We start from the raw sequence: 19414 nt of genomic DNA, 5'->3' as shown, positions 1-19414 counted from the left end.
ATCGGCCGGCATGCCGCACCATGGCTCAAGCCGTCGGATGCGGGCCTGATCCTACGGGGGCTGCGACGGCAGTAGAAGGCCCAGGCGTTCAATCACGTCGAAACGATCTCGCCAGCCTCTTACGGGGATACACTACCCCTAGTGTCTTGAACCATCAAGACACACTAGATATAGTGTGCGGCGACAGTCTACGCCGCCGTCTCGCCGGCCGAAGGTGACTGCCCGTCCGCCTGGCCATTTCTCCGAACACCTCCGAGGACCTCCATGCACGCTGCGCCCCTATCCGCTCCTGTTGACACCCCATCGCCTGCACGGGCCACCCCGTCGGCCACGCCGACCGGGGCCCATCCACTGATGCACTACCAGATCATCCGCCGCAACGGCGCCGTGGTGCCCTTCGAGCCGCAAAAAATCGCCGTGGCGATGATGAAAGCATTCCTGGCCGTTCACGGGGCACAGGGAGCGGCCTCGGCGAGCGTGCGCGAAGTGGTGGATCAGCTGACCCAGGCAGTCGTGCGCGCGCTGATGCGCTCGCGCCCCGCGGGAGGAACGTTCCACATTGAGGACGTGCAGGACCAGGTGGAGCTGGGCTTGATGCGAGGCAGCCATCATGAGGTGGCACGCGCCTACGTGCTCTACCGCGAGCGCCGCGCGCAAGAACGCGCACAGAAGAAGGAACAACTGCTACCCCAGATGCCGGCCCTGTATGTACAGGACCAAGGTCAGCGCGTGGAGCTTGACATTCTGCGCCTGCAGAGCCTGGTGGAAGCCGCATGCACGGGCCTGGGATCGGACGTCCAGGCCGCGCCCATCATCGCGGAGACGATGCGCAACCTGTACGACGGCGTACCCATGGACGAGGTGTACAAGGCATCCATCCTCGCGGCGCGCACCCTGATCGAGAAAGATCCCGGCTACACCTACGCGACGGCACGACTGTTGCTGCACACCATCGTGCGCGAGGTGTTAGGCCGCGACGTGAATCCCGCCGACATGGCCCTGGCCTACGCCGACAACTTTCCACAATTCATCCGCCAGGGCGTGGACAACGAGTTGCTCGACCCGCGCCTGATGGAATTCGACCTGCAACGCCTGGGAAGCGCACTGAAGGCCGAACGCGACCTGCAGTTCGACTATCTTGGCCTACAGACGCTGTACGACCGCTACTTCCTGCATGTGCGCAAAACGCGCATCGAGCTGCCTCAGACCTTTTTCATGCGCGTGGCCATGGGCCTGGCGCTGCGCGAGGACGACCGCAACGCCCGTGCCATCGAGTTCTACGAACTGCTCAGCTCCTTCGATTTCATGAGCAGCACGCCCACGCTGTTCAACAGCGGCACATTGCGCTCGCAGCTATCCAGCTGCTACCTGACCACGGTGCCCGACGAGCTGGAGGGCATCTACGAATCCATCAAGGAAAACGCCCTGCTGTCCAAGTTCGCGGGCGGCCTGGGTAACGACTGGACACGCGTACGCGCCCTCGGTGCACGCATCAAGGGCACGAACGGCGAGTCGCAAGGCGTGGTGCCGTTCCTCAAGGTGGTCAACGACACGGCCGTGGCCGTGAACCAGGGCGGCAAGCGCAAGGGTGCCGTCTGCACCTACCTGGAAAGCTGGCACCTGGACATCGAAGAATTCCTGGAGCTGCGCAAGAACACCGGCGACGACCGGCGACGCACACACGACATGAACACGGCCAACTGGATTCCCGACCTGTTCATGAAACGCGTCATGGAAAAGGGCCTGTGGACACTGTTTTCCCCCTCGGATGTCCCTGATCTGCACGACCTGTACGGACAGGCCTTCGAAAAAGCCTACATCGCCTACGAGGCCAAGGCCGAGAGCGGCGAGCTGCCTCTGTTCAAACGCGTACCGGCCGTCGACCTCTGGCGCAAGATGCTTTCCATGCTGTTCGAGACCGGGCATCCCTGGATCACCTTCAAGGACCCGTGCAACATCCGCTCTCCCCAGCAGCATGTAGGCGTAGTGCACAGTTCCAATCTCTGTACCGAGATCACGCTCAACACCAGCGATGCCGAGACGGCCGTGTGCAACCTGGGATCGGTGAACCTCGCGCGCCATCTCAAGGACGGAGGCATCGACCACGACAAGCTGCGCAAAACCGTGAGCACGGCCATGCGCATGCTGGACAACGTGATTGACATCAACTACTACGCCGTACAGAAGGCCAAGGATTCCAACCTGCGCCACCGCCCCGTCGGCCTGGGCCTGATGGGGTTCCAGGACGCGCTGTATGAACTGCGCATCCCCTACGCAAGCGACGCCGCAGTGGAGTTTGCCGATACCTCCATGGAGGCTCTCTGCTATTACGCCTACTGGGCCTCAACCGATCTCGCCCAAGAACGGGGCCAATACTCCAGTTACCAGGGTTCTCTGTGGTCCCAGGGCATCCTGCCGCTGGATTCACTGCAGTTGCTGGAGCAGGAACGTGGCGGGTACGTGGAGGTGGACCGTACGACCCGTCTGGACTGGGACATGCTGCGCGCCAAGATCGCGCAAGACGGCATGCGCAACTCCAACTGCATCGCCATTGCGCCCACAGCCACCATCTCGAACATCGTTGGCGTGGACGCCTCCATTGAGCCCTCCTTCGGCAATCTCTCCGTCAAATCCAACCTCTCGGGAGAGTTCACGGTCATCAACCAGTACCTGGTGCGCGACCTGAAGCAGCTGGGCCTGTGGGACGACGTGATGCTCATGGACCTCAAGCACTTCAAGGGATCGCTGCACGCGATCGACCGCGTTCCCCTCACCGTCAAGGCACTGTATGCCACCGCCTTCGAAGTCGCTCCCACCTGGCTCGTCGAAGCGGCGGCGCGTCGACAGAAATGGATCGACCAGGCGCAGAGCCTGAACATCTACATGGCCGGCGCCTCAGGCAAGAAGCTCGACGAGACATACAAGCTTGCGTGGATACGCGGCCTGAAGACCACTTACTACCTGCGCACGCAGAGCGCGACGCATGTGGAGATGAGTACCGTGAACACACGCCAGCTCAATGCCGTCGCGTCCGGCGCAAGCGACACGGGGGAGGGAACGATGGCACCAAGCTCGGCACTGAACGCTGCCGTGGCCGCAGCGCAAGCGCAGGCTGCTGCCATCCCTGCGACCGACGTGAAGTTCTGCGCCATTGACGACCCCGGCTGCGAAGCCTGCCAGTAATGCCGTGCGCATGCGGGCGCAGCGTGACACATCGTCGCCTCGTTCGCATGTGTCGTGAAGCAACAGATCACGCCTGGCAACGCTTCGGTGCTTTTCATTTTGAAGCACTGCTTCCATAATCCGACCACTGGAAAACCTATGCTCACCTGGGACGACGAAGTCAAGCCCTCATCGCAAAAACTCTTGGACGGCAGTCACTCCAACGACCGCCCTGTGGAGCCTCCGCCAAACGGTTTCCAAGCACCCGTGTTGCAGTCCGTCGCCAGCACTTCGACGCGCACTGCCCCTACCGCGTCTGCAGCACCCCAACACCGCCGCGTGTCTGCGGTCGACAAACGCATCATCAACGGCCAGACCGACGTCAACCAGTTGGTGCCGTTCAAGTACAAGTGGGCGTGGGAGAAATACCTCGCCACCTGCGCCAACCACTGGATGCCGCAGGAAGTGAACATGACGCGGGACATCGCACTCTGGAAGGACCCGAACGGCCTGACCGAGGACGAACGGCGCATCGTCAAGCGCAACCTGGGCTTCTTCGTCACGGCCGACTCGCTGGCCGCCAACAACATCGTGCTGGGCACCTACCGCCACATCACGGCGCCGGAATGCCGGCAGTTCCTGTTGCGCCAGGCGTTCGAGGAAGCCATCCACACCCATGCGTACCAGTACATCGTGGAGTCACTGGGCTTGGACGAAGGCGAGATTTTCAACGCCTACAACGAGGTCCAGTCCATTCGCGACAAGGACGAGTTCCTGATCCCCTTCATCGAAGCGATCATGGATCCGCGCTTCACGACCGGCACACCCGAGAGCGACCAGACACTACTCAAGTCGCTGATCGTTTTTGCCTGCCTGATGGAAGGTCTGTTCTTCTACGTGGGTTTCACGCAAATCCTGGCACTCGGCCGCCAGAACAAGATGACCGGCGCTGCCGAGCAGTACCAGTACATCCTGCGCGACGAGTCCATGCACTGCAACTTCGGCATCGACCTGATCAACCAGCTCAAGCTCGAAAACCCACACCTGTGGACGGCCGAGTTCAAGGACGAGATCAAGGCCCTGTTCATCAAGGCAGTGGAACTGGAATACCGTTATGCCGAAGACACCATGCCGCGTGGCGTGCTGGGTATGAACGCCTCCATGTTCAAAGGCTACCTGCGCTACATCGCGAACCGCCGCGCCACACAGATCGGGCTGGAAGCGCTCTTTCCGAATGAAGAAAATCCGTTCCCCTGGATGAGCGAGATGATTGATCTGAAGAAGGAACGCAACTTCTTCGAGACGCGCGTCATCGAGTACCAGTCGGGCGGCGCCTTGTCCTGGGACTGACATCTTCGTAGACCAGGCCATGATTTTTCAACCACGCTCCGCGCACACAGCACCGTTCGGCGCTGCGGCCTTGGGGCGTTTCCGCATTCGTGGTGACGCATATTCAGTCGTCGCCATGGATCGCTCCACGCCCAATGCAGGCGTGGGGTGCTCTTTGCAAATCGACCCAAGGAGAAAATGATGGCAACTGCGAAGAAACCCGCTGCAAAGAAAGCAGCTCCCGCTAAGAAGACGGCTCCAGCCAAGAAAGCTGCAGCGCCCGCCAAAAAGGCCGTAGCAGCCAAGAAGGCAGCGCCGGTCAAGAAGGCAGCCGCTCCTGCCAAAAAGGCCGTAGCAGCCAAGAAGGCAGCGCCCGCCAAGAAGGCAGCCGCGCCCGCGAAGAAGGCTAAGGCTCCTGCCGCAGCGCCTGCTCCTGTCGCGCAAACAACGCTGAACCCGCAAGCCGCATGGCCCTTCCCTACGGGTGGCAAGCCATAAGGCTACGGGACAGTCCAGCCTACGACCCGGTGCTTGCACCGGGTTTTTTTATGGCAAAGCCGCAGTCAGAAACGCTGCTTCAATCCCGGCGCTCGCTCAGTCAGGTTGAAAGTCCAGCTGGTAATTCTGCGGGCCGCGTTGCGCGATCTTGAGCGCGCCCAGCCGGTTGCCCAACTGAGCGCAACGTGCCAGGGTCCACCCCTTCTCCAGGCCGTAGAGCAAACCGCCACGCCAGGCATCCCCGCAGCCCGTGGGGTCCACCACCTGCGCCGGTTGCACAGGGGGAACATGCGTCCTGACACCCTGTTCCCAAATTTCACATCCCTGTGCTCCCAGTGTGACGATCAGGCCGCGGACCCGATGCGAGATCTCTGCCAGGCTCCAGCCCGTACGGTCGCACAACATCTTGCCTTCGTAGTCATTGACGGCGATCCAGCTCGCCTGCTCGATGAATCGACGCAGGTCTGCGCCATCGAACATGGGCAACCCCTGTCCCGGATCGAACACGAACGGAATGCCGGCCTCGACGAATTGCGCCGCGTGCTGCAGCATGGCCTCACGGCCGTCCGGCGCGATGATGCCCACGTGCGCACCCGCCCCGGGCGGGATGCGGTGCAGGTGGGCCTGCATCATGGCACCGGGGTGGAACGCCGTGATCTGGTTGTTGTCCCGATCGGTCATGATCATCGCCTGGGCGGTGTATGTATCCTCCACGCGGCCGACAAAGCGGGTGTCGACGCCGAGTTGCTGCAGTCGCGCCAAGTATTCGCCGCCATCAGCGCCCAGCATGGCCATGGGCAGCGGGTTGCCTCCCAACAGCTTGAGGCTGTATGCGATATTGCCAGCGCATCCTCCAAAGTCGCGGCGCAATGTGGGAACGAGAAACGACACATTCAGGATATGCAGTTGCTCGGGCAATATTTGCTCTGCAAAACGCCCATCGAACGTCATGATGGTGTCGAAGGCCAGGGAACCGCAAATCAGCGCAGCCATAGGGTCAAAGCTCAAGAGTAAAAAATCAGGGATAGAAGGCCACCAGCCGGTAGCCGGCCACCTGCGCAGCGCCCTGGATCACCTGCAACGGCAGTGCACCGCTCCACACGAAACCTGGTGCCAATTCCAGGGGGGCCCCCAGTTCGTCACGCAGCAATACGCGCCGCACAATGGGTTGGTCTTGCGCATCCGTCAGCGTGAGTTCCAGCGCCGGCATCGCAACGGCCTGGGCCGACGTATTCTTCACGCTCATCTGCAACTGGTACCCGGACGGATCGTGGCGCGCCTTCAAAAACGATGAGCTGTCGATGACCACGGCCGTGATGTGCCGTGGAGGTTGCAGCACGCACTGCAAGCGCCCGCACAGTCGTTCCATCCAGGCGCGGGCCACGGGATGACGCGATGCGATGTCGTCCCGTTCCTGGATGGTGATTTGGAGAAGCAAGGCCACCACCAACGTCAAGCCGACCAAGGACAGGCCCACACGCACGGAGGGCCTGCGCCAGAACGCGTTGCGCCGCGCAGCCTTCACGAAGCCAGGTTCAATGACGGGATCCGTGCGGTCGTCGGCGTGCCCTTCTTCCCGCTCCAGCGATGGCGCGCCTGCATCCTCCGATGGCGCCAGGGACTCCAGCGGTCCAGCCGGGCTGGGCGCCATCTCTAGTGATTCGATGGTTTCCTGCGCCGCCCTCCCCGCAGCGGACGTGCCCCCCTCCTCTGTGGGTATCGGTGAAACCAGGACGGCAGATGCTTCCGCGGATTCCTGGCTGCTGGGTTCCTCCGATTCCGCATCCTCCTCAAGAGGCGCCGCCGGTAACTCGTAACCCCGCGGGAGCGTATGGACTGGCGGGGCGGGAATATCGCGCGCGGCTGGAGACAGGGGCGCCGCATCGGCATCCACCGGGGGCGCAGCCATTGCTTTCGGCGTCTTCGCAGGCGCTGCGCCCTCCGGATTCGCCAGCAGAAAGGCGGGGACCGGGGGCGGTGGGGGAACCCATGGTGGAGGTTCGCTTTCCGTACGCAGGCCTTCATCCGCCGCGGGAACCACTTCCTGCGGTGCGCACGCGGCCGCTGCAGACATCACCGGGTCCGGCGCAAGCGACGTTGGAGCCTCCACATGCCGCGCACTGCCCCAGACCTGAATGCCTTCCGAAGCTTTACCGACGGGCTGTGGCGGAGGCTTGAGCGCATCCAGAAGCAGGTCGGAAAGCAACGGCTCCGCCTCCTGCACCTGCAAGTGCTGCGATGCATCGAACACTTCCTTGCAGTGCCCGCATCGCACCCAGCCTTCCGATATCCGCAGCTGATCGGCAACCACCCGAAAGGTGGTGGAGCAGTGGGGGCAGCGGGTGATCTGGCTCATCGGCTGTGGATTGTAGGGGCCCCTTCTACGGCCCCGCGCAGCCCGCGCGGTCAGCGACGCGCGGTTAGCGACGCGCGGTCATCAGGATCCAGCCATCCTCACGGTCCGACACCTGCAACTGCAGCCACGGCGCATAGGCCTCCTGCAGCTCCTGCGCCTGCCGCTCCAGGATGCCGGCCAGCACAAGGTGCCCGCCCTGCGCAACATGGCCGCTCAGCAAGGGCGCCAGCACCTTCAGCGGCGTCGCCAGAATATTCGCCAACACGGTCTGGTATTGCCCTTGCGCCCGCTCGGGCAGACCCGCGTTCACCTGCACGCCGTTGGCTTGCGCATTTTGTCGCGTGGATTCCACGGCTGCCGCGTCAATGTCCACCGCGTCGATCTCTGTGGCGCCAAATTTCGCGGCGCCGATCGCCAGGATGCCGGAGCCGCAGCCATAGTCGAGCACGCGCCCCAGCGCCTGCCCGGCCGCGTCGCCATGTTTGGCAATCCAGCGCAGGCACATGCGCGTGGTTGGGTGGGTTCCCGTGCCAAAGGCCAGCCCTGGATCCAGGCGGATGCTACGGCGCGCAGCCGCGGGCATCTCGTGCCACGTCGGCACGATCCAGAAATCGGGCGTGATGTCCACCGGCGCGAACTGGGATTGCGTGAGCCGGACCCAGTCCTGCTCCTGCACCACACTCACCCCCTGCACGATGCAGCCCTCGAAGAAATCCTGGGCCTGCAACAGTTGCCGCGCCTCCTCGGCCGCCTCTTGCGTAGGAAACAGGGCAGTGATGCGGCTACGCTGCCAACCCTCACGCGGGGGCGGCATGCCAGGTTCTCCAAAAAGCGCCTGCTCGGCATCGGTGTGCGCGTCGGCATCTTCCACGGACACGCTCAAGGCTTCCAGCGCATCGAGCGCGTCGCTCACGGTCTCCACCCGTTCCTCGGGACACAACAGGTTCAGCTCGAACATGGGATCAGCCTCCTTGCACGCGATCCATGAAAAAAGCTGGCATCCGTTTCCGGATGCCAGCGGGCAGGTCAGAAGTGCTGGCGATCAGCGCTGGCGCTGCGACAGCCACTCCTCCAGGTAGTGGATGTTGGTGCCGCCCGCTACGAACTTGGCGTCCACCATGAGTTCGCGGTGCAGCGCCACGTTGGTATTGATGCCTTCGATCACCGTTTCCGACAGTGCCGTGCGCATGCGCGCCAGGGCTTGCTCGCGCGTATCGCCGTGCACGATGATCTTGCCGATCATGGAGTCGTAATTCGGCGGCACGTAGTAGTTCGTATAGGCGTGCGAGTCCACGCGCACGCCCGGGCCGCCAGGCGCGTGCCACATCGTGATGCGGCCCGGCGACGGGATGAACTTGTAGGGGTCCTCGGCGTTCACCCGGCATTCGATCGCATGGCCATGGATCTGAACCTGGCGCTGAGTGAACGGCAGTTTTTCGCCTGCAGCCACCATGATTTGCGTGCGCACGATGTCCACGCCCGTGATCCACTCGGTCACCGGGTGCTCCACCTGCACGCGGGTGTTCATCTCGATGAAGTAGAACTCGCCGTTCTCGTACAGGAACTCGAACGTACCCGCACCGCGGTAGCCGATCTTCTTGCAGGCGGCCACGCAGCGTTCGCCAATCTTCTCGATCAGCTTGCGCGGAATACCCGGTGCCGGCGCTTCCTCGATCACCTTCTGGTGGCGACGCTGCATGGAGCAGTCGCGCTCGCCCAAGTACACGGCATTGCGGTACTTGTCGGCCAGTATCTGGATCTCTATATGGCGCGGGTTCTGGAGGAATTTCTCCATGTACACGGCCGGGTTGCCAAAGGCGGCCTGCGCCTCGGCCTTGGTCATCTGCACCGCGTTGACCAGCGCCGCCTCGGTGTGCACCACCCGCATGCCACGGCCGCCACCACCGCCAGCGGCCTTGATGATGACCGGGTAACCGATGCTCTTGGCAATGCGGCGGATCTGCACCGGATCATCCGGCAACTCGCCATCGGAGCCCGGCACGCAGGGTACGCCCGCGCGGATCATGGCCTGCTTGGCCGACACCTTGTCACCCATCATGCGGATGGAGTCGGGCGTCGGGCCGATGAACTGGAACCCGCTCTTTTCCACCCGTTCGGCGAAGTCGGCGTTTTCCGACAGGAAGCCATACCCCGGGTGAATGGCCTCGGCGTCCGTCACCTCGGCCGCCGAAATGATGGCAGGCATGTTGAGGTAGGACAGCGGCGAGGGCGCGGGGCCGATGCACACAGCCTCCTCCGCCAGCTTGACATATTTGGCGTCGCGGTCGGCCTCGGAATAGACCATCACGGCCTTCACGCCCAGTTCGTGGCAGGCACGCTGGATTCGCAGGGCAATCTCGCCGCGATTGGCGACCAAAATCTTCTTAAACATGGTTGGCCTCGCGGCTCAAGGCCGCATGCAGACAAAAACCCGCGCCAGCGCCTGGTGCTGCCATGCATGCGCAACGAGCGCATGCGGCGGGGGCTGAAGCGCTCATGCGCGGCTTACTCGATGACGAACAGCGGCTGCCCGTATTCCACCGCCTGCCCGTTCTCACCCAGGATGCGGGTCACCGTGCCCGACTTGTCGGCCTCGATCTCGTTCAGGATCTTCATGGCTTCGACGATGCACACCGTGTCACCTTCCTTGACCTTGCTGCCCACCTCGACAAACGGCTTCGCGCCCGGGCTGGACGCGCGATAGAACGTACCCACCATGGGCGACTTGACGATATGGCCAGAAGGGGCCGCCGCCGCGGGGGCAGGCAACTCAGCGACGGGCGCGGTGGGCGCGGCCGCTACGGGCGCGGCGGCCATGGGGGTTTGGACGGGAGCGGCGACGAACTGCTGCACCACGGCCCCGCCGCTCTTCACGATGCGGACCTTGCCCTCGGCTTCGGTGATCTCGAGTTCAGAAACATTCGACTCGGAGACCAGATCGATGAGGGTCTTGAGTTTTCGCAAATCCATGGGGGCTCCAACGGCTAGAAACGGAATGGGGAGCGAATTTACCCTAATTTCGGACTATTTCACCGAAACGACCCCAATTGCCACCATCTCCATTGAGGAAACACAGGCGCTCACAACGTTGTGGACCAGCCTTGGAGATCCTGCGCCGTCAGTTGGCCCATTTTACGCTTCAAAATGCTGCCATTTGCGCCAAACAGTACGGTAAAGGGCAGCCCGCCCTTTTCGTTGCCCAGCCCGCGTGCCAGGTCGGTGCCGCCCAGCCCCCCCAAGGCGATTGGGAAATCGAGAGGCATGCGCTCTAGAAATTTGCGCACGTTGGAAGGCTGATCAATCGCCAAGCCCACAACCTGCCACCCTTTGGCGCGGTGTTCCCCATAAAAGGCATTGAGCAGCGGCAGTTCTTCCACGCACGGGGGGCACCAGGTGGCCCAAAAATTCAACAGCAGGGGGCGACCCCGCAAGGCGGCCATGGACAGCACTTCGCCCGCCGGGCCTTCAAACTGCGCGCCCCAGACGGCGTCGGACACGCCCTCCTGCACCGGGCCCGGCCGCAGCCGCCAGGCCGCCAGCCCCGCGCCCCCCAGGGCGGCAAGGGCACCGGCCCCCACCAGCAGCCAGCGGCGGCGGCGGGGCGGATGGGCGCTCGGCGCCTTTGCGGAATCGGCAGACGCCGAAGAGGAAAGAGTGGGCTCGTTCATGAAGACAGGGTGGAAGTAGGCATTTCCTGCAGCAACCGGCGCACGGCTTGCAGATCACCCCGGGGCGCGCGCCCCCGGGCGTCGGGGCGCAGCGCGCCACGCAGGTCGTCCAGGTCATAGATCAGCAGATGCACGCCGATCTCTTCGTGCAACGCGGCGGATCGGCTGCTCAGACTCAAGGCATCGACCGGCTCGCCCCGGAAACCCATGACGGTGCGCGGCTCGTAATTCACATGGTGGTCGATGAGGGCAATCTCGGCCGATTTGGGATCGTCGCAGAACAGCGCCAGGTAGATGTCGGACAGCCGTGTGGCCGTGCCGTGCCAGACCGCACCGCCCAGGTAGGGGCGGAAGTCCTGCATGCGTTGCATCCACACCAGCGCCAATTCGCGCAGTGCCCGCAATTCGGTGGGTTGGGTATCGGCGCAAAACAGGCCGATGTACTCCCGCACGGCGTCCTCGACGAGGTCGTTGTCGGGCAGCGGCGTGCGCTGGGGCAGCCCCAGTTCCTTGACCGCGCGGCGCTTGGCCGCCCCCCATTCCAGCCCCTCCTCGACCACCAGGCGGGCTGCGGCATTGGCGATTTCAATGGCAAGGGCGTTTTGCATGGCGGCACGGTCCAGAACGCAGGACGCCCATTGTCGCCCCAATGCCCCGCAATACCGTTGACGCAACCGTGACGGCGCACCCGCCGCAGGGGCAATGCACCATGCATCCGCCATTTGCTCCCTATTCGATAGCTGTTCGCGCTTGATCAACGGGCGTTAGACCCATTTTTCTCATAAATCCTGGAGGTTCCACCGAGGTCCATAGAATCGGGAGCCATGCATATACACATCCTGGGCATCTGCGGCACGTTCATGGGCGGCCTGGCCGCGCTGGCGCGCGAGGCGGGCCACCGTGTCACCGGCTGCGACGCCGGCGTCTACCCTCCCATGAGCGACCAGTTGCGCGCCTTGGGAATAGAGTTGATCGAAGGCTATGGCGCCGACCAGCTCGCGCTGAAGCCTGACATGTTCGTGGTGGGCAACGTGGTCAGCCGCGCGCGGCTGGCGGACGGCACGCCGAAGTTTCCGCTGATGGAGGCCATCCTCGACGCGGGCGCGCCCTATACCAGCGGGCCGCAATGGCTGGCCGAGCATGTGCTGCAGGGCCGCCATGTGCTGGCCGTCGCCGGCACGCACGGCAAGACGACCACCACGTCCATGCTGGCCTGGATTCTGGAATGCGCGGGCCTGGCGCCCGGCTTCCTGGTGGGCGGTGTGCCGATGAACTTCGGCGTATCCGCGCGTCTGGGCGCACCCGTACGGCCCCTGGCCGGGCCAGGACCGCTCGCCACGGCGCCGCTGTTCGTGATCGAGGCGGATGAGTACGACACCGCGTTCTTCGACAAGCGCAGCAAATTCGTGCACTACCGCCCCCGCACCGCCGTGCTGAACAACCTGGAGTTCGATCACGCCGACATCTTTGACGACCTGGGCCAGATCGAACGGCAGTTCCACCACTTGGTGCGCACGGTGCCGCCCTCGGGCCGCGTGGTGGTCAATGGGCTGGAGGAGAGCCTGGCACGCGTACTGCACGCCGGCTGCTGGAGCGGCGTGGCCAACTTTGGCACCGCGGTGAGCGACTTCGGCGCGCAAGGCGCGCCGCACGATTTCGAGGTGCTGCAGCGGGGCAGCACAGTGGCACGCGTGCAGTGGTCGCTGACGGGCGTGCACAACCAGCTCAATGCCCTCGCTGCCATCGCGGCCGCCGAGCATGTGGGCGTGACGCCTGCCCAGGCGGCCGAGGCGCTGGCGCGCTTCGAGAACGTCAAGCGCCGCATGGAGCTGCGCGGCACGGTGCGGGGCATCGCTGTCTATGACGACTTTGCGCACCATCCCACGGCGCTGCGCACCACGCTGGACGGACTGCGCCGGCGCGTGGGCCCCAAGGGCGAAGGCCGCGGGCGCATCCTGGCGGTGTTCGAGCCGCGCAGCAACACCATGAAGCTGGGCACCATGAAGGCGCAGTTGCCCTGGGCGCTGGAGCCGGCCGACCTGGCCTTCTGCCATACCGCCGGCCTGGACTGGGACGCCGCTGCGGCGCTGGCCCCCATGGGTGCGCGCGCGCAGACGGCGGGCGACCTGCCCACGCTCGTGGGCCAGATCCGCGCGGTGGTGCAGCCGGGCGACCACATCGTCTGCATGAGCAACGGCAGCTTTGGCGGAGTGCACGCCCAACTGCTCGCAGAACTATCAAAACAATAGCTGCTATCGCTTGATTAATAAGCGCTAGCAGCCTTTTTGGCTTGAAACCTAGAAGCTGACAGCCATGCCCGGCACGTCCACGCGCACGACGGGCCTGGCAAGCGCAGCGACGGTGGCGCGGGCAAACTGGCCGGACCATGCAGGATCGGCCAGCAGCGTCGCCCCCGCGGCACGGGCCACGGTCAGCACCTTGTCGGCCAGCAGCACCTTGCCGCTGGCGCGCAGCGGTTCGCATTCCAGGCGTAGAAATTCATCGTCCAGCCAGCGGCGTGCGTCCTCGTGCGACAGGGGCTGTCCCCCCTGCGCGTCCAGACGGAATTCCTGATCGGGGCTCAGGGTGACCAATACTTCGCTGTGCATGAGCTGTCTCGCCTCTTGATGGAATAGTGTTGACGGGTGAACGGGACGGCGCGGCCGCGCCATTCCCGTGCCGCGAGCTTACACCGCGCCCGCTTCAACGCGCGCGCCGCGCTTGCACGGCGGCCGCCAGCTCGGCCAGGCAGGCAACGGAGTCGTCCCAGCCCAAGCAGGCATCGGTGATGCTCTTGCCGTATTCCAGCGCCGTGGCATCGTCCTTGCCCGGCGTGAACTTCTGCGCTCCGGGCTGCAGGTGGCTTTCCACCATCACGCCGAACACGCTGCGCGAGCCGCCTGCGATCTGTGCAGCGATGTCGCGCGCCACATCGCGCTGCTTCTCGTGCTGCTTGCTGCTGTTGGCATGGCTGCAGTCCACCATCAGCGACGCCGGCAGGCCGGCGGCCTCCAGGTCCTTGCAGGCCGCGGCAACGCTGGCTGCGTCGTAGTTGGGCGCCTTGCCGCCGCGCAGGATCACGTGGCAATCCTTGTTGCCCGCGGTGTGCACGATGGCCACCTGGCCGTTCTTGTGCACCGACAGGAAGTGGTGGCCGCGGCTGGCGGACTGGATGGCATCGGTGGCGATGCGGATGTTGCCATCGGTGCCGTTCTTGAAGCCGATGGGGGCCGAAATGCCGGAGGCCAGCTCGCGGTGGACCTGGCTTTCGGTGGTGCGCGCGCCGATGGCGCCCCAACTGATCAGGTCGCCGATGTACTGGGGCGAGATCACGTCCAGGAACTCGCTGCCCGCCGGCACGCCCAGGCGGTTGATGTCGATGAGCAGCTGGCGCGCGATGCGCAGGCCCTCGTCGATGCGGTAGCTGCCGTCCAGGTAGGGGTCGTTGATCAGGCCCTTCCAGCCCACGGTGGTGCGGGGCTTCTCGAAGTACACGCGCATGACCACTTCCAGCTGGTCCTTGTACTGCTCACGCACCGCCTTGAGCTTGCGCGCATAGTCCACCGCGGCGTGCGGGTCGTGGATCGAACAGGGGCCGATGATGACGAGCAGCCGGTCGTCCTCGCCGCTCATGATGCGCTGGATGCTGCGGCGTGTGTTGGCAATCAGCGACTCCACCTCCGACCCGCGGATCGGGAAGAAGCGAATCAGGTGGTCTGGAGGAGGAAGCACGGTGATGTCCTTGATGCGTTGGTCGTCGGTTTCGCTGGTTTTCTCGACGTTGGGATACCAGGCATCGCTGCTGGAGACATGGGCGTTCATGGGTGCTTCCTCNTGGGGGGGGGGTGAAGATGGAAAACGGAGAACAGATAACAAAAAAAACCGCCGGGCTTTTCAGCTTCGGCGGTTTCTTAGAGAAGGGGGCTCAGTCTGGGTGCGCGCGTACCTCTCATCCGCCAGGGACAGAGAACCAAAAGTAAAAGTAAAACGCGCTGTGAACTGACATGCGAACCAATGTAGCACGTATTGCGGCACCGCAACATAGGCACCATGTTGCCGTCGCGCTACAACCGCTTACGGATGCCGTCCCTCGAACCACCACCGGCGCAGGCGCGCCAGCAGTGGCGCACGCGGTGGAAGCTCCGCGGCAGGCCGGGTGTCGGGCGCCGATCGCTCCATGCAGGGGTCGCCCTGCATATAGATGTCGAGCACCAGCCGTGCCTCTCCCAGCGTGCGCCACGCCTGCCGCTCGAAAGTACTGAAGCGCTCGGCCTCAGAGGGGCTGCGCTGCTGCAAGGCCTGCTGCCATTGCGCCAGGGCATCGCGCAACTCGCGCAACGCGCGCTGGTAGACACCGAATTCATACAGCGCATGCCAGGCCGACCCCAGGCCTGTGAGGTGCAGCTGGTGGCGCCTTGCGCAATGCGCCAGCGCCTCGGCGCTGCGCCGCACGGACTCGGGCCCCAGCTGCCCCCGGCGCGCGCGCGTGGCGGCCTCGATATGCTGGGCCAGCTCGCCCAGGCTGTCGCGCAGCGCACGCGCGTCCTCGTCCGCCTCGCCGCCGTGCGGGTTACGGTCCGGATCGGTGAAAGTCTGCGGGCGGCTGGAGAGTGGCGTGGGCATGGCACACAACCGGCCGCGGCGCTCAGGCCGTGCCGCCCACCGTCAGGCCATCGATGCGCATGGTGGGCTGGCCCACTCCCACGGGCACGCTCTGACCCTCCTTGCCGCAGGTGCCCACACCGCTGTCCAGGCGCATGTCGTTGCCGATCATGGTCACCTTCTTGAGCGACTCCGGGCCGCTGCCGACGATGGTCGCGCCCTTCACGGGGTACTGGATCTTGCCGTTTTCCACCCAGTAGGCCTCGCTCGCGGAGAACACGAACTTGCCACTGGTGATGTCCACCTGTCCGCCGCCGAAGTTGGTGGCGTACAGGCCCTTCTTGATGCTGGCGACGATCTCCTGCGGGTCCTTGTCGCCGCCCAGCATGTAGGTATTGGTCATGCGTGGCATGGGGATGTGGGCATAGCTCTCGCGCCGGCCGTTGCCCGTAGGCTTGACACCCATGAGGCGCGCATTCATCGCGTCCTGGATGTAGCCCTTCAATATGCCGTCCTCGATGAGCACGTTGCGCTGCGTGGCGTGACCCTCATCGTCCACGTTGAGCGAGCCGCGGCGGTCGGCCAGCGTGCCATCATCCAGCACGGTGACGCCCTTGGCCGCCACGCGCTGGCCGATGCGGCCGCTGAAGGCACTCGACCCCTTGCGGTTGAAGTCGCCCTCCAGCCCGTGGCCCACGGCCTCGTGCAGCAGCACACCGGGCCAACCGGGGCCCAGCACCACGGTCATCTCGCCCGCGGGCGCGGGGCGCGACTCGAGGTTGACCAACGCAGCATTCACGGCCTCATGGACATACTGCCCGATCTGCTCGTCGGTGAAATAGGCCAGACCAAAGCGCCCGCCCCCGCCGGCCGAGCCCACCTCGCGGCGGCCGTTCTGCTCGGCGATGACGGTGATCGACAGGCGCACCAGCGGGCGCACGTCGGCGGCCATCAGCCCATCGGCACGCGCCACCAGCACCACGTCGTACTCGCTGGCCAGGCCCGCCATGACCTGCACCACGCGCGGGTCCTTGGCACGGGCACATTGCTCGGCGCGCTCCAGCAGGCGCACCTTGTCGGTGCTGTCCATCGAGGCGATGGGGTCGATGTGCGGGTACAGCGAACGGCTGTTTGCTATCTTTTTGGAAGCTACTCGCGCACGTCCCACCTTATCCGCGGCCGAAATGGTCCGCACGGTACGGGCCGCGTCGAGCAGCGAGGCCTCGGAAATATCGTCCGAGTAGGCGAAGGCCGTCTTCTCGCCGCTCACCGCGCGCACGCCCACGCCCTGGTCGATGGAGAACGAGCCCGTCTTGACGATGCCCTCTTCCAGGCTCCAGCCTTCGCTGCGCGTGTACTGGAAGTACAGGTCGGCGTCGTCCACGCGGTGCGCGCGGATCTCCGCCAGGGCGCGGGAGAGGTGGGACTCGTCCAGGCCGAAGGGGGTGAGCAGCAGCTCACGGGCCAGGCCCAGGCGTTCGATGGTGGGTTCGCGGGAAATCATCGGCCGATTGTAGGCAGGCGCCCTAGACCCTGCGTGCACGCAGGTTCCCCCCGCAGCCCCGCTACCGCGCCCGCGGCGGCCCCTGCTCGGGCTGGTGCTGTGCGCGTGCCACCGACATCAGCACCCCCAGCGCAAGCCCCAGCGTGACCATGGCCGTGCCGCCGTAACTGACGAACGGCAGCGGCACCCCCACCACGGGCAGGATGCCGCTGACCATGCCCATGTTCACGAAGGCATAGGTGAAGAAGATCATCGCCACGGCACTCGCCATGAGGCGCCCGAACAGCGTATTGGCGTTGGCCGCAATCGCCAGCCCGCGCCACACCAGCAGCACAAAGCAGACGATCAGGGTGAGGTTGCCCACCAGGCCGAACTCCTCGGAGAACGCGGCGAAGATGAAGTCGGTCGTGCGCTCGGGGATGAACTCCAGGTGCGTCTGCGTGCCGGCCATGAAGCCCTTGCCCCACACGCCGCCCGAGCCGATGGCGATCATGCCCTGGATGATGTGAAAGCCCTTGCCCAGCGGATCGCGCGTGGGGTCCAGCAGCGTGCAGATGCGCTGTTGCTGATAGTCGTGCAGCACCGGCCAGCGCACGCCCTCGGCGCACAGTTGCGGCTCGAACCAGACGATGAGCGCAATGCCCACCGCGCCCAGCAGCACCGGCGGCACCACCAGCTTCCAGGGCAGGCCCGCAAAGAAAATCACCGACAGCCCCGCGGCCATCACCAGCAGCGAGGTGCCCAGGTCGGGCTGTTTCATGATCAGCCCCACGGGCACCATGAGCAGCGCCCCCGCCACCACGAAGTCCAGCGCACGCAGCTGGCCCTCGCGCTTCTGGAACCACCAGGCCAGCATCAGCGGGGTGGCGATCTTCAGCAGCTCGCTGGGCTGGATCACCACACCCACGTTGATCCAGCGCTGCGCCCCCTTCTTGGTGATGCCGAACAGCGCCACGCCCACCAGCAGCGCCACGCCCAGCGTGTACAACGGCACGGCCAGCATCATCAGCCGCTGCGGCGGCACCTGGGCCACCACGAACAGGATGCCCGCGGCCAGCAGCATGTTGCGGCCATGGTCGTAAAAGCGCGTGCCATGATCGAAACCCGACGAATACATGGCCACCAGGCCGATGGATGACAACGCCAGCAGCAGCGCGATGAGCGGCCAGTCAAAGCCGCGCAACAGCGGCAGGACGCGTTGCGGCAGGGAAGGTTTGTCGAAAGCGGCGGCCATGGGGCGCGATTATCGGGTGCCAGGCCAAGCCCCCTGCGTGATTCCAGGACTAGGCATCAGTCGGCCTGGCGAAACGCCAGCACCAGCTGGTTGCGCAGCGTGCGCAGCTGCCCCTGCACCTTGTCGTCCACCACCAGGCCGCCAGGGCGCTCATGATCGGCATAGATCAGCGCAAAGGGACGCTGCTTGATCGACAGCGGCAGCAGCAGAAAGCTGGTGGCATCGAAGCTGCCGAGGAACCATGCCGGCAGACGCGCTCGCACACGCTCCTCGGTGGCGTCGGCAATCAGGGTATCGGCGCCCCGCTGGCACACGGCGGCAAACAGGTCATCCGCGTCCTTCAGGGGCACGGCCAGGGCGCGCACGGCGTCTGCGCTGCCTTCGCCCAGTCCGAAGCGCCCGGTCATGCGCTCGGTCTTGACCTCGCGCAGGCAGAACACGATGCGCCGCGCGCCCAGCGCACGCAGCATGGTTTCCAGCACCATGCGCACGATGTCATTCAGGCGGAAGTCCTCCACCATGGCGTTGCTGACCTCCTGGATGCCAGCGGCCAGCACCTCGGCCGCCTGGCTGGCGGAAGGCGCCGCATCAGTGGACTGCGCCAGCGTCAGGGGCAGGGTCTGCAGGGCGTCGTAATGCAGCTCATGGCCCGTGGCCGGGTCGGCCAATACCGGCGGCGCATCCAGGGCGGTGGGCGGAGCCAGCAGGCGCGCCGCGGGCGAGCCCTTGTCCACGCGCAAGTCCAGGGCGTCGGCCATGGCGATGAGCTGCTCGCGTGCCAGCACCGTGGCCTTGACGAACTCCTGCTGCGTCATCGAGNGGCGGGCGCCCGCGGGTTCCGGCTCATGCTGCAGCATGATGGTGGCTGCCTCGTTCGCGGCACGTCCCACCCAGCGCAACCGCTCCACGCCCTCGGGCGGCGCTGCGGCGGCCGCCCCTGCGGTGGCCGTATGCAGCGCTGCAGGGAATCGGGCAGGCTCCACACACGCGCCACGCCGACACCCAGGTCTTCCAGGCTTGTATCTTTAAACCAGACCAGCGCGGTAGAGTCTGAACGCCGT

15 protein-coding genes and 1 pseudogene are annotated in these 19414 nt (G+C 64.9%); 4 read left to right on the top strand and 12 right to left on the bottom strand.

The features are described from left to right. Nucleotides 1–264 precede the first annotated feature (264 nt). The 3 genes and pseudogenes from OX89_RS11190 to OX89_RS19125 form a co-directional block, all read left to right on the top strand. The gene (locus tag OX89_RS11190; protein ID WP_047350670.1) at nt 265–3183 is read left to right on the top strand and encodes a ribonucleoside-diphosphate reductase subunit alpha; all 2919 of its coding nucleotides are present in this window, start codon (nt 265–267) and stop codon (nt 3181–3183) included. A 138-nt stretch (nt 3184–3321) separates the two neighbouring features. Further along, on the top strand, nt 3322–4512 hold the full coding sequence (locus tag OX89_RS11185) for a ribonucleotide-diphosphate reductase subunit beta (RefSeq protein ID WP_011806728.1): 1191 nt from the start codon (nt 3322–3324) through the stop codon (nt 4510–4512). A gap of 174 nt (nt 4513–4686) precedes the next feature. Beyond that, nucleotides 4687–4989: pseudogene (locus tag OX89_RS19125) on the top strand (histone); the annotation flags it as partial. 96 nt (nt 4990–5085) lie between these two features. Here OX89_RS19125 and OX89_RS11175 read toward each other — a convergent pair. The 7 genes from OX89_RS11175 to OX89_RS11145 all read right to left on the bottom strand — a co-directional run bounded on the left by OX89_RS11175 (nt 5086) and on the right by OX89_RS11145 (nt 11621). Then, nucleotides 5086–5982 carry a carbohydrate kinase family protein gene (locus tag OX89_RS11175; protein WP_047350669.1) on the bottom strand — a complete coding sequence of 299 codons (897 nt, stop codon included), beginning with the start codon at nt 5980–5982 and terminating at the stop codon, nt 5086–5088. A gap of 25 nt (nt 5983–6007) precedes the next feature. After that, nucleotides 6008–7345 (bottom strand): zinc-ribbon and DUF3426 domain-containing protein, encoded by a 1338-nt coding sequence (locus tag OX89_RS11170; RefSeq protein ID WP_047350668.1) that lies wholly within the window; start codon nt 7343–7345, stop codon nt 6008–6010. Nucleotides 7346–7409: 64 nt separating this feature from the next. Beyond that, nucleotides 7410–8303 (bottom strand): 50S ribosomal protein L11 methyltransferase, encoded by an 894-nt coding sequence (gene prmA / locus OX89_RS11165; protein ID WP_047350667.1) that lies wholly within the window; start codon nt 8301–8303, stop codon nt 7410–7412. Between the two features lie 84 nt (nt 8304–8387). Then, entirely contained in the window at nt 8388–9737 is a 1350-nt protein-coding gene (gene accC / locus OX89_RS11160; protein WP_011806733.1) for an acetyl-CoA carboxylase biotin carboxylase subunit, read from the bottom strand. A 113-nt stretch (nt 9738–9850) separates the two neighbouring features. Next, nucleotides 9851–10315 carry an acetyl-CoA carboxylase biotin carboxyl carrier protein gene (gene accB, locus OX89_RS11155; RefSeq protein WP_011806734.1) on the bottom strand — a complete coding sequence of 155 codons (465 nt, stop codon included), beginning with the start codon at nt 10313–10315 and terminating at the stop codon, nt 9851–9853. 110 nt (nt 10316–10425) lie between these two features. Then, nucleotides 10426–11013 (bottom strand): TlpA disulfide reductase family protein, encoded by a 588-nt coding sequence (locus OX89_RS11150; protein WP_047350666.1) that lies wholly within the window; start codon nt 11011–11013, stop codon nt 10426–10428. Then, the gene (locus tag OX89_RS11145; protein WP_047350665.1) at nt 11010–11621 is read right to left on the bottom strand and encodes a hypothetical protein; all 612 of its coding nucleotides are present in this window, start codon (nt 11619–11621) and stop codon (nt 11010–11012) included. Before OX89_RS11145 ends, OX89_RS11150 begins: the two co-directional genes overlap by 4 nt. A gap of 216 nt (nt 11622–11837) precedes the next feature. Here OX89_RS11145 and mpl point away from each other — a divergent pair, with 216 nt between their 5' ends. Beyond that, nucleotides 11838–13262, top strand: coding sequence for a UDP-N-acetylmuramate:L-alanyl-gamma-D-glutamyl-meso-diaminopimelate ligase (gene mpl / locus OX89_RS11140; RefSeq protein WP_047350664.1), 1425 nt, complete (start codon nt 11838–11840; stop codon nt 13260–13262). A gap of 48 nt (nt 13263–13310) precedes the next feature. Here the strand turns inward: mpl and OX89_RS11135 are convergent, their stop codons facing one another. The 5 genes from OX89_RS11135 to rodA form a co-directional block, all read right to left on the bottom strand. Beyond that, the gene (locus OX89_RS11135; RefSeq protein ID WP_011806738.1) at nt 13311–13622 is read right to left on the bottom strand and encodes a hypothetical protein; all 312 of its coding nucleotides are present in this window, start codon (nt 13620–13622) and stop codon (nt 13311–13313) included. A gap of 94 nt (nt 13623–13716) precedes the next feature. Beyond that, nucleotides 13717–14835, bottom strand: coding sequence for a 3-deoxy-7-phosphoheptulonate synthase (locus tag OX89_RS11130; RefSeq protein WP_047350663.1), 1119 nt, complete (start codon nt 14833–14835; stop codon nt 13717–13719). 252 nt (nt 14836–15087) lie between these two features. Continuing rightward, a complete protein-coding gene (locus OX89_RS11125; protein ID WP_047350662.1) occupies nt 15088–15636 on the bottom strand; it encodes a hypothetical protein in 549 nt (182 codons plus the stop codon). A 22-nt stretch (nt 15637–15658) separates the two neighbouring features. Continuing rightward, nucleotides 15659–17119, bottom strand: coding sequence for a metalloprotease TldD (tldD, locus tag OX89_RS11120; RefSeq protein WP_047350661.1), 1461 nt, complete (start codon nt 17117–17119; stop codon nt 15659–15661). Between the two features lie 61 nt (nt 17120–17180). After that, entirely contained in the window at nt 17181–18353 is a 1173-nt protein-coding gene (rodA, locus tag OX89_RS11115) for a rod shape-determining protein RodA (RefSeq protein WP_047350660.1), read from the bottom strand. Nucleotides 18354–19414: the final 1061 nt, after the last annotated feature.

Origin of the sequence: Diaphorobacter sp. J5-51 (assembly GCF_001023515.1) — a bacterium.
GTDB lineage: Bacteria > Pseudomonadota > Gammaproteobacteria > Burkholderiales > Burkholderiaceae_C > Diaphorobacter > Diaphorobacter nitroreducens.
This window is presented reverse-complemented; position numbering and strand designations above follow the sequence as displayed.